The organism is Symbiobacterium ostreiconchae (genome assembly GCF_055396975.1).
Genome location: NZ_AP042454.1, coordinates 2843290 through 2858866, shown reverse-complemented (window position 1 = coordinate 2858866; position 15577 = coordinate 2843290). Strand labels below are relative to the sequence as shown.

Sequence of the window (15577 nt, the reverse complement as noted above, 5' to 3'; positions counted from 1 at the left end):
CGGGGAGCACCCCGCCTTTTCGTATTTTTGTGCTATGGCGCACCGGGTCACCTGCGGCGGTCGGCTCGGCCTAGTACCTGAATCAGGCAGAGAGCCGAGGGACAAAATGGTCTCGCGGACCACGCATGCGCCGGCGCGGCCACGCGGGGGCGGCCCTGTCGGTGCGTGTGCCGCGCGAAAAGCCGGCGGCGCCGTCTGGGCGTCCGCCTTTCAGCCATGGAACGGCCGCCGGTTCGAGCATCTTGCCTGTGCGCCCGGTGGTCGAAGGGACTAGCCGGGAAAAGCCAATAGGTGCTTTCGCAAGCGGGTACCAGAGGCGGATAGCGACTACAGCAGCGAAACAAGTATGCTCGAGGCAGGACAATCAGAAGGAGGTGCACCCTTTCTTGGTCTGGTTGCAGCTGCTCGTCGTACTTGTATTCCTCTATCTGGGCGTCCGCCTCGGCAGCGCCGGTATCGGTCTTGCCAGCGGCGTCGGCCTCGCAGTGCTGGTCTTCGTATTCAAACTGGAACCGACCTCGCCCCCGATCGACGTCATGCTGATGATCCTGGCGGTCGTCTGTGCCGCTTCGGCGATGCAGGCGGCCGGCGGCCTGGACTACCTCGTCCGGCTGGCTGAGCGCATGCTCCGCAGCAACCCGAAGTACATCACGTTCCTCGGCCCGTTCGTGACCTACACGTTCACCTTCTTCGCGGGCACCGGTCACGTGGCGTACTCGGTTCTGCCGGTTATCGCCGAGGTGGCCCGCGAGACCAAGATCCGCCCCGAACGGCCGCTTTCGATCTCGGTCATCGCCTCGCAGTTCGCCATTACCGGCGGCCCGATCTCGGCGGCCATGGTGGCCATGCTGGGTCTGACCGAGGCCATGGGGATGACGCTCCCCAAGCTCATGCTGATCACCGCGCCGTCCACTTTCCTGGCCTGTATGATCACGGCGTTCATCTGTAACTTCATGGGCAAGGAGCTGGAGGACGATCCCGAGTATCAGCGGCGGGTCAAGGCCGGCCTGATCGAGCCGGTGAAGCCCAAGTCCCGCGAGGAGCTCATGGCCTACAAGGCCCCGCCCGGCGCCGTACCCTCGGTCATCATCTTCCTGGTCGCCGCCATCGCGGTGGTCATCCTGGGCGCCGTGCCCTCGCTGCGGCCGACCTTCGCCAGCGGTGCGAGCCTGCAGATGTGGCACGCCATCTGTATCGTGATGCTGGTCGCTGCCACGGTGATCCTCTGGGTGACCAAGGCCGACGTGGGCTCGCTGGTGAAGGGTTCCGTCTTCCAGGCGGGCGCCAACGCCCTCATCGCCATCTTCGGCATCGCCTGGGCCGGCGACACCTGGTTCAGCGGCAACCAGGCGGTCATCAACGCCCAGCTGGGCGGCGTCGTGCAGTCGGCTCCGTGGCTCCTGGCCATCGTGCTGTTCTTCTTCTCGGTGCTGGTCAACTCCCAGGCCGCGACCACCCGGGCCATCATGCCGCTGGGCATCGCCCTGGGCATCCCGGTTCCCTTCCTGGCGGCCATGTTCCCCGCCGTGAACGGCTACTTCTTCCTCCCCAACTACGGCCCGATCATCGCCGCCATCAACTTCGACTCCACCGGCACCACCCGGATCGGCAAGTACGTGCTGAACCACAGCTTCATGATCCCGGGCCTGATTGCCGTGACGCTCAGCGTGATCTTCGGCTTCATCATGCAGGCCATCGTCTTCTGATCTGCTGCGAAGCCTGCCGGCCCTTCCCCCAGCGGGAAGGGCCGGTTTTTCTGCGCATTTCTTTGTTCTGGCAGTGAACTTTTTGCCCCGCTCAGGCGTCGGACCGGCGGGTGATGCAGATGAAGGACAACGCCTTTCTGGAAGTGTGCAGCGTGGCCAAGGGCTTCGGCGGGCGGCCGGTGCTCACCGACCTGAGCTTCACCGTGGCCCGGGGCGAAATCGTCGGCTTCATCGGGCCCAACGGTTCGGGCAAGACGACTACGGTGCGGCTCCTCAACGGCGTGCTGGACCCCGACGCCGGCGAGATCCGCGTGGGCGGGTACGACCCCCGGGCGGACGGCGAGGCGGTGCGGCGCATGTCGGGGGTGCTGACCGAGTCGGCCGGGCTCTACCTGAGCATGACCGGCCGGCAGAACCTGCGATTCTTCGCCGAACTGTACGGCGTGGACGACCCGGGCCGTCCCGACGCCCTGCTGGCGGCGTTCGGCCTGGACGACGCCGCCGACCGCAAGGTGGGCGCCTACTCGACCGGCATGAAGAAGCGGCTGGGGCTGGCGAAGGCGATGCTGCACCGGCCGGAGATCCTGTTCCTGGACGAGCCCACCAACGGCCTCGATCCCGAGGGCATCCGGATGGTCCTGGCGTACATCCGCGACCTGAACGAGCGGGAAGGCACCACGGTGATCATCTGCTCCCACCTGCTCCAGCAGCTGGAGATCGTCTGCCACCGCTTTCTTTTCCTGCTGGGCGGCCGGGTTGTGGAGCAGGGCACCCTGGAGGAACTGGAGGCGCGGTACTTCCCGGCGGTGACGCTGGAGGTGGAGACGGATCTGCCGTTGACCGGCAGCGAGTACCGCGGGATGCCCGCCAGGCGGGTCGGCCCGGGGCGGATCGCGTTCACGGTACCGGGACGGGAGGCGGTTCCCGGGCTCCTGCGCAGCCTGGCGCAGGAGGCGGCCGTCTACAGCGCCGCGCCCGTCCGTCAGGACCTGGAGGCCCTCTACTTCAAGATCACGGGAGGTGCGGCGCGTGAATAGGAGAGCCGTGCTGGCCATCGCGCGGAAGGATATTCAGGCGATCACCGCCAACCTTCAGGTCTGGCTGCCGATGCTGGTCGTGCCGCTGATCCTGGGGGTGGTCGTGCCGGTCGGGATGGTGCTGGCCTTCCGGTTCGGCGCCGGGGCGATGGCGCCGTCCGACGTGGAGCTCGTCATCGGCTGGGTGGAGAAGCTGCCCCCGGGGGAGCTGGCGACCGTGCTGGCCGGGCTCCCGGAGCTCAGCCAGCGGCTGATCTACGTGGGCGCAAACTACTTCCTGGCGCCGTTCTTCCTCCTGATCCCGCTCATGGCCGCCTCGGTGATCTCCGCCGACTCGTTCGCCGGCGAGAAGGAGCGGGGCACGCTGGAGACGCTGCTGTTCGCCCCGGTCGACATGCGGTCGCTGTTCGCCGGGAAGGTGCTGGCGCCCTTCGTTCCGGCGATCGGGCTCTCGCTGACCACGCTGCTCCTGTGCACGGCGGCGGTGAACGCCGCGGCCTGGCCGCTGTTCGGCCGCCTGATCTTCCCACAGGCGAACTGGATCCCCCTGGTCCTTCTGGTCATCCCGGGGGTGGCGCTGCTGGCGATCCTGCTGAACGTGTTCATCAGCGCGCGGGTTGCGACGTTCCAGGCGGCGTACCAGCTGGGCAGCATGGTGGTGCTGCCGCTGCTCCTGCTGGTCGCGGGGCAGGTGACGGGCGTGCTGGTGTTCAGTCTGCCGGTGGTCCTGGCCGTCGGGGCGGGCCTGCTCCTGCTGGACGGGCTGCTGCTGCGGCAGGTGCTGCGCCGCCTGAACCGGCAGCAGCTCTTCGCCAGCCAGGTCCGCTGAGGCCGGCCGCATACCACGGACGGGCGGGTGAGGCCCTTGGATGAAGCCGATCTGATCCGGAAAGCGCGGCGGGGCGACGCGGCCGCGCTGGCGCTCCTGCTGCAGCAGAACTACCTGCCGGTGAAGAAGTACCTGGTGACGGTTACCTTTGACCGCGCCCTGGCGGAGGACCTGACCCAGGAGACGATGATCCGGGCGGTGGAGCGCATCGGCCAGTTCGAGGGCCGCTCCCGCTTCAGCACCTGGCTGATCTCCATCGCTACCCGGCTCTACCTGGACTGGCTCCGGCGGGAAAAGCGGGAGCGTCGGGCGGCGGTGCGGGCGGCGGGGGAGCAGCCGCTCTGGCACAAGGCCCCGTCGGCCTATGTGCAGGGCCTGATGGCGGCGCTGCAGGCGCTTCCCCGGGACGTCGCCCTGCCTGTGGTGCTGAAGCACTACTACGGCTACACGTATGAGGAGATCGCCCGGTGGATGGAGATCCCGGTGGGAACGGTGAAGTCCCGCATCCACGGCGGGGTGCGGGCCTTGCGAAGGGGGCTGGGGCAGGATGACGCGTAACTCGGAGCCCTGGGAGCGGACCCTGCGGGAGGGACTGGATGCGCTGGCTGGCGCGGTGGACGATGAACGACCGCCCGAGATCGGGGCGATGATCCTGCTGGTCCGGGATGTGCAGCGGCAGCAGAGAGAGGCGCTGCGCCGCGACCTGCTGCGCTTCCTGGCGGTCGCGGGGCTCATCCTCTGCGGCTGGCTGTGGGCGTCGCTGCGGTTCCCGGCGTACTTCCTGGCCGCCCAGGCGGTGCTGGCCGTGGCGGTGGCGGCCGGCGCGGCGCTGGTGCACGCCGGGGGGAGGAGGGTCAGCCATGAATGATCCGACACAGGTGCCTTGGTATGGATGGGTGCTGATCGCCCTGCTGCTGGGCGCCCAGGGGACGCTGCTCTTCCTGGACGCGCGGCGCCGGGGCGCCAGGGCCTGGTTCTGGGGGCTGCTGGGGCTGATCCAGTTCCCGATGCCCACCCTGTTCTACTGGCTGCTGGTGGTGCGGCCCCGGAGGCGGCAATGATAAAATGTACGGTATGCTGTGCATTGCTGCTTATTGGAGGTTGCGCCCTTGAACATCTGGAACCAACTCATCCCCGACTGTCCCGCGGCCATCGCCAGGGCCGCTGACGCCGCCCTGGAGCGCGTCCGGCCCGTGTGGGCCGGGATCGACGAGCTTGTGCTCCGCAACCAGGCCCGGGTGCTGGCCGCCTTCCAGGAGGCGGGCGTCTCGGAGGTGCATTTCGCGGAATCCACGGGCTACGGGTACAACGATATCGGCCGTGAGAAGCTGGACGAGGTCTTCGCCCGCGCCTTCGGGGCGGAGGCCGGTCTGGTGCGCGTCCAGTTCGCCTCGGGCACCCACGCCATCGCGACCGGGCTCTTTGCGGCCCTGCGCCCCGGCGACCGCTTGATCGCCGCCGCCGGGGCGCCCTACGACACGCTGCAGCAGGTGATCCGCGGCCGGGCCGGCAGCCTGGCGGAGTGGGGCGTGGCGTACGAGGAGGTGCCCCTGCGGCCGGACCAGACGGTGGACGTGGAGGCCGTCGCGAGGGCGGTGCAGAAGCCGGACGCCCGCTGTCTGTTCATCCAGCGGTCGCGCGGGTATTCGCTGCGGGCGCCCCTGACGATGGCCGAGATCGGGGAGATCATCCGCGCCGCCCGGGAAGCCAACCCGGGCATCACCGTGCTGGTGGACAACTGCTACGGCGAGTTCGTGGAGGCGCAGGAGCCGCCGCAGGTGGGGGCGGATCTCACGTGCGGGTCGCTGATCAAGAATCCCGGCGGGGGCATTGCCCCCACAGGCGGGTACATCGTCGGCCGGGCCGACCTGGTGGAGCGGGCGGCCGCGCAGCTGTTCGCGCCCGGCATCGGCGCCGAGGTGGGGGCGAACGCCGGGGCCAACCGCCTGCTGTACCAGGGGCTCTTCCTCGCGCCGCACGTGACCGGCGAGGCCCTGAAGGGCGCGCAGTTCACGGCCGCCTTCTTCGAGATCCTGGGCTTTGCCGTACGGCCCGCCTACGATGCGCCGCGCTCCGACCTGGTGCAGGCGGTGGAGCTGGGCACGCCGGAGGCGCTGATCGCCTTCTGCCAGGCGGTGCAGAAGGCCAGCCCGGTGGACGCCCACGTGCGGCCCGAGCCGTGGGCCATGCCAGGCTACGACGACCCGGTGATCATGGCCGCCGGCACCTTCATCCAGGGTTCATCGATCGAGCTTTCCGCTGACGGGCCGGTGCGTCCGCCGTACGTCGCATATTTTCAGGGGGGTCTCACGCGGGAGCACGTCATGCTGGCCGCCCTCCGGGCCGCGAACGATCTGGCGGCCGCCGGCATTCTGAAGGTGTAGAGGGAGTGGTGACATGACCGGGCAGTGGATCGCGTTCCTGATCGCCGTCGTCGTCATGCTGGTGGGCGTGGTGGGCACGTTCATCCCGGCGCTGCCGGGGCTGCCGGTGGTGTTCCTGGCCATGCTGGGCTACGGCGTGCTGGAGGGGTTTCGCGAGATCACGCCCGGCTTCCTTGTTGTGGCCCTGCTCGTGGTGGCCGCGACGCAGGTGGCGGAGCATTACGCGCGGGCCTGGGGCGCCAGGCGCTTCGGCGCCGGACGGGCCGGCGCGTGGGGCGCCGTGATCGGTTCCATCGTCGGGCTCTTCTTCATGCCGCTGGGGCTCCTGCTCGGGCCCTTCCTGGGGGCCGCGCTCTTCGAGCTGTTCGCGGGCCGCTCCGGCGGGGAGGCGGTCAGGGCGGGGTTCGGCGGGCTGGTCGGCGTGCTCGGTTCCGTGGTGGTGAACGTCGTCGTGGCGCTCGGGCTGACGGTGGCCTTCATCGTGAAGGTGCTGGTGTAGGCACGGCGCCGGGCGGCCGCGCCTCTGCGCGCCCGGCCGCCGATCCGGCCGAGGAAACGAAAGCGGCCCTGTGTGAGCGTCTGGCTCACACAGGGCCGCTTCGCTTGCCTGTTCAGACCATCCGGCGGACCAGGCCGACCACCTTGCCGAGGATCTGACAGTCCGGCACGATGATCGGGTCCATGAACCGGTTCTCCGGCTGCAGCCGGATGTGATCCTGCTCCTTGAAGAACCGCTTGACCGTGGCCTCGTCCTCGATGAGCGCGACGACGATGTCGCCGTTGTTGGCGTGCTGCTGTCGGTGCACCAGGACGTAGTCGCCGTCGAGAATGCCCGCGTCGATCATCGAGTCGCCCTGCACGGTGAGGAAGAAGAGCTCGGACTCGTCGGCCCGGACGAAGTCGGCCGGCAGCGGGAAGTGGTCTTCAATCGCCTCCTGGGCCAGGATGGGCTGGCCCGCGGTCACCCGGCCCACCATGGGCACCGCAATGGTGCGCTTCAGCTGCGTGTGGCTGCCATCGAGCACCTCGATGGCCCTGGGCTTGGTGGGATCCCGGCGGATGTACCCCTTCTCCTCCAGCCGGGTCATGTGCCCGTGAACGGTGGAACTGGAGCTGAGGCCGATGGCCTCGCCAATCTCCCGCACCGACGGCGGGTAACCCTTGGTGCGGATCTCATCCTTGATAAACTGCAGGATCTGGCGCTGGCGCTCCGTCAAGGGTTCCGGCATGCAGCGACACCCCCTGTAGTGAGGGCGGGAGCCCGTCCCGTCAGAGCTGCCCCACCCCGATCTCTCCGGCGCGCGGTCCGGTTGGGTAGATTGTACCACATGTCCGCCGTTCTGCAAACGCCTGTTCGAAAAATGCGCAGACGGCCTTGACGGGAACATCCATTCGTGGTAGGCTGAAGACGAACACAAGTTCCGAAGGAACCAAAGAGCCGTTCGGTGCAGGGAGGGATGGCGATGGCGGCGCACAGCGCCCAGTCACGGGTCCGGGTGGTTCGGCGGCGCACGCCCAAGGCGGTCCGCAGGGCCCGCACGCTTGCCGTGTTGTTCGTGGTGACCGTCGCCGCAGCCGTACTGCTGTTCCCCCGCCTCGTGCACACGCAGCCCAGCGAGCCGCCCGCGGGCGTTCACCACACCGTCGCGCCCGGCGATACGCTGTGGGACATCGCCGTCGCGCACGCGGGCAACCGTGACGTGCGCGAGCTCATCTACGAGATCCAGCAGCTGAACGGACTTTCCTCCGCGGAGATCTATCCCGGCCAGGTGCTGTTCGTCCCGACCGACATGCGCTGAGGGGAGGGGGACGGAGATGGGGGTTGTCGTCCAGAGCTTCGAGGGCCGGATGCCCGGTGACCTGTATGCGCGGCTGCTGCGGCTGCGCAGGCGCCATCGGGCGGTGCTGCAGGCCGCGGCCGCCGGCGACTTTTCCGACGAGGCGCAGCTGCACGCCCTGAGCCGGCGGCTGGGCCGCATGCTGGCCGAGACGGCCCGCAAGCCGGTGGAGGAGCGGGGCGGTCTGCGGATGCTCGAGATCTCGCTGGCCGTTGACCGGATGTTTCCGGAGCTCAGGGCCTGGAACCAGCAGGCGGCGTTCCGCTACCCCGCGAGTCGCCGTGCTGCCCGGCCCGGCTCGGCTTGATCCCCGCGCATCGGGCGATATCGGGTCTGCACCTGAGCGTGCAGACCCGTTACTGTCTGGCACTTCCGATCCACGCAGGATTGACCTTATTGGGTGACACTTTGTTATAATCGGGAGTACGTGGGCCGCGGTCACGCAGGTATCCACGTCACCATCGGAAGCGACTGTATTCACGGGGTGAGGCGTTTGGCCAAGCACTGTCCGGCGTGCGGGAACGAGCTCCGGGCCGAATGGCGGTTCTGCAGCGCCTGCGGCTGGGACCTGCGGGCGGCGGAAGCCGCCCGGAAGGCCGCTGAACTGGGGAAGCGTCCCGCCTGGAAGCGCTGGGTCTCGGGCGTATCGCTCGGCATCATGGCGGTTCTGGTCCTGTTCATGCTGCTGGTGCCCCGTACCGACGCCAGCGCGGTGCCGGAGGTGGGCTCGCCGGCGCCGGACTTCGAGATTCCGGCGCTGGACGGCGGCACCGTCAGGCTCTCCGACCTCAGAGGCCAGCCGGTGATCCTCAACTTCTGGGCGACCTGGTGCCCGCCGTGCCGCAAGGAGATGCCCGACTTCCAGGAGGTCTACGACCGGTACCGGGCCGACGGACTGCAGTTCTTCGCGATCAACGTCGGCGAGTCCCGGGTGGCCGTGCGCGACTTTGCCGACCGTCTCGGGCTCCATCTGCCGATCCTGATCGATGCGGACGAGGAGGCCCAGAGCGCCTACAACATCCTGCCGCTCCCGGCCACGTTCTTCATCGACCGGGAAGGCGTCGTGCGCGCGGTCTACCAGTACCAAATGTCGCGGGCGCAGATCGAGTTTGAGGTGCAGCGGTTGATGGCCCGCTGATGAGGAGAGTCGATGGCTATGGCTTCGCCGAACCTGTTCCTGGCCTTCGGCGCAGGGGTGCTCTCCTTCGTGTCGCCCTGCGTCCTGCCGATCTACCCGTCGTTCCTCAGTTACGTCACCGGCGTTTCGGTGGACCAGCTTTCCGAAGGCAGCCGGGCTGTGCGCGCGCGTGTGCTGAAGCACAGCCTGGCGTTCTTCGCGGGCTTCTCAGTGATCTACATCGCCCTCGGCCTCACCGCCAGCGCGCTCGGCTCCTTCTTCTACAGCAGCCGCTCCTGGCTCCCGATCGTGGGCGGGATCTTCATCATCGTCATGGGGCTGCAGCTCCTGGGCATCCTGCGGCTGCCGTTCCTGATGCGCGACACCCGCCGGCAGCTCGCGAGCCGGCCTGAGGGCTACCTGGGCTCCGCCCTGGTCGGCCTGACGTTCGCCGCGGGATGGACGCCCTGCATCGGGCCCATCCTGGGCGCCGTGCTCGCGCTGGCCGCGACCAGCCCGGGGTACGGCGGGCTGCTGCTCCTGGCCTACTCGGTGGGCTTTGCCCTGCCGTTCATCGGCATGGCGTACGCCCTGGGGTCCGTGCGCAGGCTCGCCCGGTACTCGCTGCTCATCGAGCGGGTGGGGGGCGCGGTCATGGTCGTGATGGGGCTGCTGCTGGCCACCGGCGGCCTGGAGCGCATGTCCGCCTGGCTGCTGGAGGTCACCGGGTTCACGGGATTCTGAGGGGGACCCTGGCGCAGGTTCTGGCAGGGGATGTAGGGGGATGAGCTGGCAAGGGGGGAGTTTCGTTCTGGCCGCAGTACACGCAGCCAACTGTCCGGACTGCCAGCGCCCGCTGCCGGCCGGGGCCCAGTTCTGCCCGCACTGCGGGCTGGCGCTGGGAGACCGGCCCCGGGCGCAGGGGCCCAGGGGGCCGAACCCCTGGCTGGTCTGGCTCGACCGGACCTGGGATTTCTTCGCCTCGACGAAGGTGGCGTCGTGGATCATCATCGTCATCGCCGTCGTGTCGATCCTCGGCACCGTGATCGAGCAGGAATCGATGTACCAGGACTGGCGGCCTCCGCATCTGTATTACCCCGACCGGTACGGGGAGTTCTGGGGCAACCTCTTCCTGCGGCTGGGGCTGACGCACACCTATTCCTCGTGGTGGTACGCCACGCTGATCCTGATGCTGGTCGTCAGCCTCATCATCTGCTCGCTGCACCGGCTGGTGCCGCTGCACCGGATGCTGACCCGGCCGCAGGTCTGGAAACTGCCGCACTTCCTGCGCAGGCAGCAGGTCGTCCTGGAGGTCCCGGGGAGCCTGGCCGAGGCAGAGGCGAAGCTGAAGCGGGCGGGCTACCGCATCTGGCGGGACCGGGAGTGTCTTTACGCCGAGAAGGGCAGGCTGAGCCGCTACGGGCCCTATATCCTGCACATCGGCCTCCTGGTGGTCTGCTTTGCCGCATTCGCCAAGGCGCTGCCGGGCTGGGACGAGGTCCGGGACGTCTGGATTCCGGACGGGCAGACCGTCAAGGTGCCCGGCGAGAACTTCGCCATCACCAACCACAAGTTCACGATGGAGTTCTACGACAACGGTATGCCGTCGCTGTACGCGACCGACGCCTCCATCATCGTGGACGGTCAGGAGGTCCTGCGCCGGACCATCGAGGTGAACAAGCCGCTCTCGTACGGCGGCTGGGAGATCTACCAGGCGTCGTGGCGGGAGGAGCCCGGCGTGGCGCACCTGCGGATGGTCGAGGCCGATACCGGGAAGGTGCTCACCACGATCCCGTTTGACCTGCGGGATCCGGCGCCCGAGTACCCCATCGAGGGGACCGGCCTGAAGCTGGTCGTGCGCACCTACCTGCACGACTTCATCCTGGATCCCGAGACCAACGAGCCGACCAACGCCTCGTATGAGGTGCGCAATCCGGTGCTGTTCGCCGAAGTGGTGGAGACGGACGTGGGGGAATCGGTCGGTCTCATCGCCCTGGCCCTGGCCCGGGGGCAGGAGCCCGTATTCCAGGGGCCCTACTATCTGGAGCTGGAGCGGGTCGACAGCCGGTGGTACACCGCCCTGAAGCTGCACCACGACAAGACCGTGCCCTACATGTACGCCGGACTCGCCGTCGTGTTCATCGGCATGGTGGTCACGTTCTTCATCTTCCACTGGCAGGTGTGGGTCCGGGAGGAAAACGGGCAGATCCTGGTCGGCGCCAGGGCGTACAAGAACCGGTTTGCACTGACTCGGGAGATGAAGCGACTCTTCACCGCACCCCAGGGGGAGGGGCTGAGCTGAGATGAACCCGTTTCTGCTGGACGCCGCGCAGTGGCTGCTGTTCGGCGCCTTTGCCTCGTATCTGGCCGCGTTTCTGCTGTACGTCTCGGGCACGCTGGGCCGCAGGATCTCCGGTGGCACCCGGTTCAGCCGGACGCCGGCCCACGGCACCGTGGCGAACTTCATCGGCGTGGTCCTGCACGGCCTGGCCATCGTGGCCCGCTGGCAGGGGTCGGGCTTCTGGCCCACCTCCAACATGTACGAGTTCATCGGCTTCATGGCGTTCTCGAGCATGGTGGCGTTCCTGGTGCTCCACCGGATGTACCAGCTTTACGTGCTCGGCGCCCTGGTCACCCCCGTGACCATCGCGCTGCTGGCTTACTCCTATGTGTTCCCGCCCGAAGTCCAGCCGCTGATCCCGGCCCTGCAGTCCATCTGGCTGCCGCTGCACGTCAGCCTGGCCGCGCTGGGCGAAGGCTTCTTCGCGGTGGCGTTCGGCGCCGCCATGCTCTACCTGCTGCGGGTGCGCGGGCTGGAGCTGGCTGAGGCGAGGGCAGCGAGCGAAGCGGCGGGCCTGGAGGGCGGCGCCGTTCCCGGACAGGCTGCGCCTCACGCGCCGAGCGGGGTCAGCCGCTGGGAGCGCATTATCGGCGTACGGGCGATGGAGGTCGTGTTCTACCTCATCCTCGTGGTCGTCGGCTTCACCGTGCTGGCCCTGGTGCTGCGCTACGCCGGGTTTGCCTGGGTGTTCAACAACGGCATGACCACCTACCACCTGCCGCCCATCATCGGACCGTACGGCGCCGTGGTGGGGGAGAAGGGGTCCTTCCTGGGGATCCCCCTTCCGCTGTTCGTCGTGCCCTTTGGGTGGAGAGGTAAGCACCTGAACACCCTGCTCTACTCGCTGGTCATCGGCGCGCTGCTCTACTGGTTCATCCGCCGGTTCATCGCCAAGGGCCGCATCGGCGACGCCCTGGCGGTGCGGGTGGGCGGCGACCCGGATCTGCTGGACGAGATCAGCTACCGCGCGGTGGCCATCGGCTACCCGATCTTCACCCTCGGTGGCCTGATCTTCGCCATGATCTGGGCGAAGGAAGCCTGGGGCCGCTACTGGATGTGGGATCCCAAGGAGACCTGGGCGCTGATCGCCTGGCTCGTGTACTCGGCCTACCTGCATTTCCGGATCACCGCCGGCTGGGAGGGCCGCCGGTCGGCCTGGATCGCGGTGATCGGCTTCGGGGTGGTGCTCTTCACGCTGGTCGGCGTGAACCTGCTGATCGTCGGCCTGCACTCCTACGCCGGCGGCGACTGACGAGCGCAGTGGCGAAAGATAGCAAGCGGGATCCGCCTGTTCGACGGGCGGATCCCGCTCGCTTTATCGGGGCTGCAGGACGATCTCCTGCTGCACGGGCGTCGCCTGGGCGTACGCCTCGTGGAACTCGTCCTGGCTGCGGTACGGCCGATCGGGGAGGACCCGCGCCGGCCAGCGCAGGACGATGCGCTCGGGGGCAAACGGCCACGGGTCCACCTCGAAGGTCCGGGCGTCCGTGCCCCGCAGGTAGAGCGCCACATCCTCGCCGCCGGGCTCAGTGGGCACCGCGCAGAGAAACCGGTGGGGGGTGCTCTCCGGGCTCAGCATGCAGCAGAAGAGCGAGAGCATGTCCCAGAGCTGGAACCAGCGGTAGTGCGTCCAGAGCACGGCGGGATCCGGGCGGAGGGCGGCGGTGAGTTCGGCCTGCACGGCGTCCTGCTCCGCCAGGAAGCGGTCCACGGCCTCCCGCCACTGGGGCGCGACCGGCCGTGCGGCGATGTGGGGCAGGTAGCCGTAGCGGTTCCGGTAAAGGCCGGCGCTGTGCAGGGAAGTGAGCAGCCCGGCGTAGGGATCGGCCCGCCGGGCCCGGCGCACCGTACGGGTGTGGGCAGCGACGTGAACATCCTGGGGAATGTCCAGGAACGAATAGGGGCGTCCGGTCTCCGGATTGACTTCCGGCCGGGCGTCCACCTCGGCCCAGCCGGCGTCGTGCAGGGCCGCGGCGAGCCGGACGGACTCCAGCGGCGCCACCGGGGTGCAGAAGCCGCCCCAGCCGTCGACCAGTTCGGCGCTCAGGCGCGCGTGTACCACCTGCTCCGTGAGCCAGAGTTGCCCGTGTTCCGCCCGCACGATCATCGTCGCATACCTCGCTTTCGTCATGCAGAAACTAGCGCCGGAGCGCGGCCGCCGGCCGGCGGCCGACATACGTGGATTTCGGCGCTGAGGCGGCCCTTCCCTGTTCGCCAGGGAGGTGGCAGGAGGAGGATGCAGGTATGACGGTACACGGCGATCTGGAGCGCGCCATCGCCATGGCGCAGGCGGCCAAAGGCAACTACTTGCTGTTCGCCTCCCAGTCGCAGGATGAAAGGGCGAACCAGATATTCAAGCAGATGGCGGAGGACATGGAGCGCCACGTGATGATCCTGGAGTCGCGCCTGCAGTACCTGGGGCAGTACAACGCCCTGGTGAAGCACGCACAGGGCCGGCAGGGGGGCGGCCAGGGCGAGCGCGGCCAGCAGCCGGGGCAGCAGGCGGGACACCAGGCGCAGGGCAACCCGCACCAGGGGCACGGAGTCCAGCAGCAGGGTCAGGACACGGCGCACGCGCCGGGGCAGAACCAGGGACAGGGCTGGATGCAGAACCAGGCCCAGAGTATTGGCCAGTACCAGGGGTACAACCCGTGGCAAGGCCCGGGGCAGGGCCAGGGCCCGGGACAGGGACAAGGACAAGGACAGGGACAGGGACAGGGACAGGGACAGGGACAGGCACAGGGACAAGGGCAGGGGCAGCAGGCGGCGGGCTGGGCCGCCGGCCAGACCGGGGGACAGGGCCAGTGGCAGCAGCAGCAGTGGGCCAACGGTCAGGGGGGCGGACAGGGCGGCGGCCAGAATCCGGACGGCGGGCAGAGTACGGCGCAGGAGAACCCCGCGGTGCAGACCACCGGGGCCGGCGCAGACCTGCAGGGGCAGGGGCCGTGCGGGAGTGTGCAGCAGGCCCAGGGTGGCCAGCAGAGTCAGCAGGCTCAGGGCGGCCAGCAAGGCCAGCAGGGCCGGCAAGGCCAGCAGGGCCAGCAGGGACAGCAGGCGCAGGGCAGGCAGCCCCAGGGCGGCCAGGGACAGGGCGGCCAGCCGCAGGCGCAGCAGTAGGCAACGGGGCGGGTGGTGGCGGAGGCCGGCGTGGGCCCTCGCCGCGGGGGAGGAGGCCGGCGGCACGGCGGCGAATGGTTACGCCGGTGAAAAGCGTTGGATACTGCCCAGCACGAGGAACAGCACGAGCGCAGGCGGGCGGCGGCGTTGGCCGGCCGCCTGCTGGAGTGGTACGGGGCGAATGCGCGGGACCTGCCGTGGCGCCGCACCCGTGACCCGTACCACATCTGGGTCTCCGAGATCATGCTGCAGCAGACTCGCGTCGAGACGGTCATCCCCTACTTCGAGCGGTGGATCGCCCAGTTCCCCACGCCTGAGGCGCTGGCGGCAGCACCGGAAGAGCAGGTGCTGAAGGCCTGGGAGGGACTGGGCTACTATGCGCGCGCCCGCAACCTACAAGCCGCCGTGCGGGAGGTGGTGGCCCGCTACGGCGGGGAGGTGCCCGCGGATCCCGGGGCACTCTCCAGGCTGAAGGGCGTGGGGCCGTACACCGCCGGGGCGATCCTTTCCATCGCCTTCAACCTGCCCGTGCCCGCCGTCGACGGCAACGTGCTGCGGGTCATGGCCCGACTGTACGCGATCGCCGACGACGTCTCCCGCCCCGCGACCCGCCGCGCCATCGAGGCGCTGGTGCGCGCCCTGATGCCGCCGGATCGGGCCGGGGATTTCAACCAGGCCCTCATGGACTTCGGGGCGGTGATCTGCACGCCCCGCAGTCCCAAGTGCCTGCTCTGCCCCGTCCGGGAGTTCTGTGAGGGCCGAAAGGCCGGGAAGGAAGCCCGGCTCCCGGTGAAGGGGCGGGCGAAGGCCCCCCGGCCCGTGGAACGGGTCGCGGCCATCATCGAGCGGGACGGCCGGGTCCTGATCGTCCGCCGGCCCGCCGGGGGGCTGCTGGCGGGCCTGTGGGAGCTTCCCGGCGGCGATGTGCCGGCAGAAGCGAGCCCGGAGGAGGCGCTCCGGGCCCTCCTGCGGGATGCGCTGGGCGCGGAGATCTCCGTAGGGGAGCACGTGGCCGACGAAACGCACGTGTTCACGCACCTGGTCTGGCACCTGCGCTGCTTCCGCGCGTGGCTGGCGCCGGGGGCCGAGGTGGCGGAGGGGGAAGGGGTGCGCTGGGTCAGGCCCGGGGAACTGGCCGCCTACGCGTTCCCGTCCATCTACCACCGGATCTTCGCCCGGGTGTTCCCCCAGAGATCGTGAAGGCATGC

18 protein-coding genes are annotated in these 15577 nt (G+C 68.9%); 16 read left to right on the top strand and 2 right to left on the bottom strand.

Translation table 11 applies throughout. From position 1 onward, the window contains the following. Positions 1-386 precede the first annotated feature (386 nt). From ACZ5UM_RS13840 to ACZ5UM_RS13805, 8 genes are all read left to right on the top strand, one after another. A complete protein-coding gene (locus ACZ5UM_RS13840; RefSeq protein ID WP_464844884.1) occupies positions 387-1706 on the top strand; it encodes an anaerobic C4-dicarboxylate transporter family protein in 1320 nt (439 codons plus the stop codon). A 113-nt stretch (positions 1707-1819) separates the two neighbouring features. Continuing rightward, positions 1820-2743, top strand: a complete 924-nt coding sequence (locus tag ACZ5UM_RS13835; RefSeq protein ID WP_464848384.1) for an ABC transporter ATP-binding protein — start codon at positions 1820-1822, stop codon at positions 2741-2743. Beyond that, on the top strand, positions 2736-3572 hold the full coding sequence (locus ACZ5UM_RS13830; protein WP_464844883.1) for an ABC transporter permease subunit: 837 nt from the start codon (positions 2736-2738) through the stop codon (positions 3570-3572). The genes ACZ5UM_RS13835 and ACZ5UM_RS13830 overlap by 8 nt, the downstream gene beginning before the upstream one ends. A gap of 36 nt (positions 3573-3608) precedes the next feature. Further along, a complete protein-coding gene (gene sigY, locus ACZ5UM_RS13825; protein WP_464844882.1) occupies positions 3609-4130 on the top strand; it encodes an RNA polymerase sigma factor SigY in 522 nt (173 codons plus the stop codon). Continuing rightward, positions 4120-4440 (top strand): YxlC family protein, encoded by a 321-nt coding sequence (locus ACZ5UM_RS13820; RefSeq protein ID WP_464844881.1) that lies wholly within the window; start codon positions 4120-4122, stop codon positions 4438-4440. The genes sigY and ACZ5UM_RS13820 overlap by 11 nt, the downstream gene beginning before the upstream one ends. Continuing rightward, positions 4433-4633, top strand: coding sequence for a sigmaY antisigma factor component (locus tag ACZ5UM_RS13815; protein ID WP_464844880.1), 201 nt, complete (start codon positions 4433-4435; stop codon positions 4631-4633). Before ACZ5UM_RS13820 ends, ACZ5UM_RS13815 begins: the two co-directional genes overlap by 8 nt. A gap of 48 nt (positions 4634-4681) precedes the next feature. Then, on the top strand, positions 4682-5956 hold the full coding sequence (locus tag ACZ5UM_RS13810; protein ID WP_464844879.1) for a methionine gamma-lyase family protein: 1275 nt from the start codon (positions 4682-4684) through the stop codon (positions 5954-5956). Positions 5957-5969: 13 nt separating this feature from the next. Continuing rightward, positions 5970-6455, top strand: a complete 486-nt coding sequence (locus ACZ5UM_RS13805) for a DUF456 family protein (protein ID WP_464844878.1) — start codon at positions 5970-5972, stop codon at positions 6453-6455. A gap of 112 nt (positions 6456-6567) precedes the next feature. Here ACZ5UM_RS13805 and lexA read toward each other — a convergent pair whose 3' ends face one another. Next, positions 6568-7185, bottom strand: coding sequence for a transcriptional repressor LexA (lexA, locus tag ACZ5UM_RS13800; RefSeq protein WP_464844877.1), 618 nt, complete (start codon positions 7183-7185; stop codon positions 6568-6570). A 234-nt stretch (positions 7186-7419) separates the two neighbouring features. Here lexA and ACZ5UM_RS13795 point away from each other — a divergent pair, with 234 nt between their 5' ends. The 6 genes from ACZ5UM_RS13795 (at position 7420) to ccsA (ending at position 12504) form a co-directional block, all read left to right on the top strand. Next, positions 7420-7755: a LysM peptidoglycan-binding domain-containing protein gene (locus tag ACZ5UM_RS13795; protein ID WP_464844876.1), complete on the top strand. Its 336-nt coding sequence runs from the start codon at positions 7420-7422 to the stop codon at positions 7753-7755. Between the two features lie 16 nt (positions 7756-7771). Continuing rightward, the gene (locus ACZ5UM_RS13790) at positions 7772-8101 is read left to right on the top strand and encodes a hypothetical protein (RefSeq protein WP_464844875.1); all 330 of its coding nucleotides are present in this window, start codon (positions 7772-7774) and stop codon (positions 8099-8101) included. A 186-nt stretch (positions 8102-8287) separates the two neighbouring features. After that, entirely contained in the window at positions 8288-8932 is a 645-nt protein-coding gene (locus tag ACZ5UM_RS13785; RefSeq protein ID WP_464844874.1) for a redoxin domain-containing protein, read from the top strand. 18 nt (positions 8933-8950) lie between these two features. Continuing rightward, the gene (locus tag ACZ5UM_RS13780; RefSeq protein ID WP_464844873.1) at positions 8951-9655 is read left to right on the top strand and encodes a cytochrome c biogenesis CcdA family protein; all 705 of its coding nucleotides are present in this window, start codon (positions 8951-8953) and stop codon (positions 9653-9655) included. Between the two features lie 40 nt (positions 9656-9695). Then, positions 9696-11213, top strand: a complete 1518-nt coding sequence (locus tag ACZ5UM_RS13775; protein WP_464844872.1) for a cytochrome c biogenesis ResB family protein — start codon at positions 9696-9698, stop codon at positions 11211-11213. Position 11214: 1 nt separating this feature from the next. Beyond that, a complete protein-coding gene (ccsA, locus tag ACZ5UM_RS13770) occupies positions 11215-12504 on the top strand; it encodes a cytochrome c biogenesis protein CcsA (protein WP_464844871.1) in 1290 nt (429 codons plus the stop codon). Positions 12505-12567: 63 nt separating this feature from the next. Here the strand turns inward: ccsA and ACZ5UM_RS13765 are convergent, their stop codons facing one another. Further along, entirely contained in the window at positions 12568-13359 is a 792-nt protein-coding gene (locus ACZ5UM_RS13765) for a DUF3891 family protein (RefSeq protein WP_464844870.1), read from the bottom strand. A 137-nt stretch (positions 13360-13496) separates the two neighbouring features. On the opposite strand from ACZ5UM_RS13765, the gene ACZ5UM_RS13760 reads away from it, so the two are divergent. Beyond that, positions 13497-14369, top strand: coding sequence for a DUF1657 domain-containing protein (locus tag ACZ5UM_RS13760; RefSeq protein ID WP_464844869.1), 873 nt, complete (start codon positions 13497-13499; stop codon positions 14367-14369). Between the two features lie 96 nt (positions 14370-14465). Further along, positions 14466-15569 (top strand): A/G-specific adenine glycosylase, encoded by a 1104-nt coding sequence (gene mutY, locus ACZ5UM_RS13755; RefSeq protein ID WP_464844868.1) that lies wholly within the window; start codon positions 14466-14468, stop codon positions 15567-15569. Positions 15570-15577: the final 8 nt, after the last annotated feature.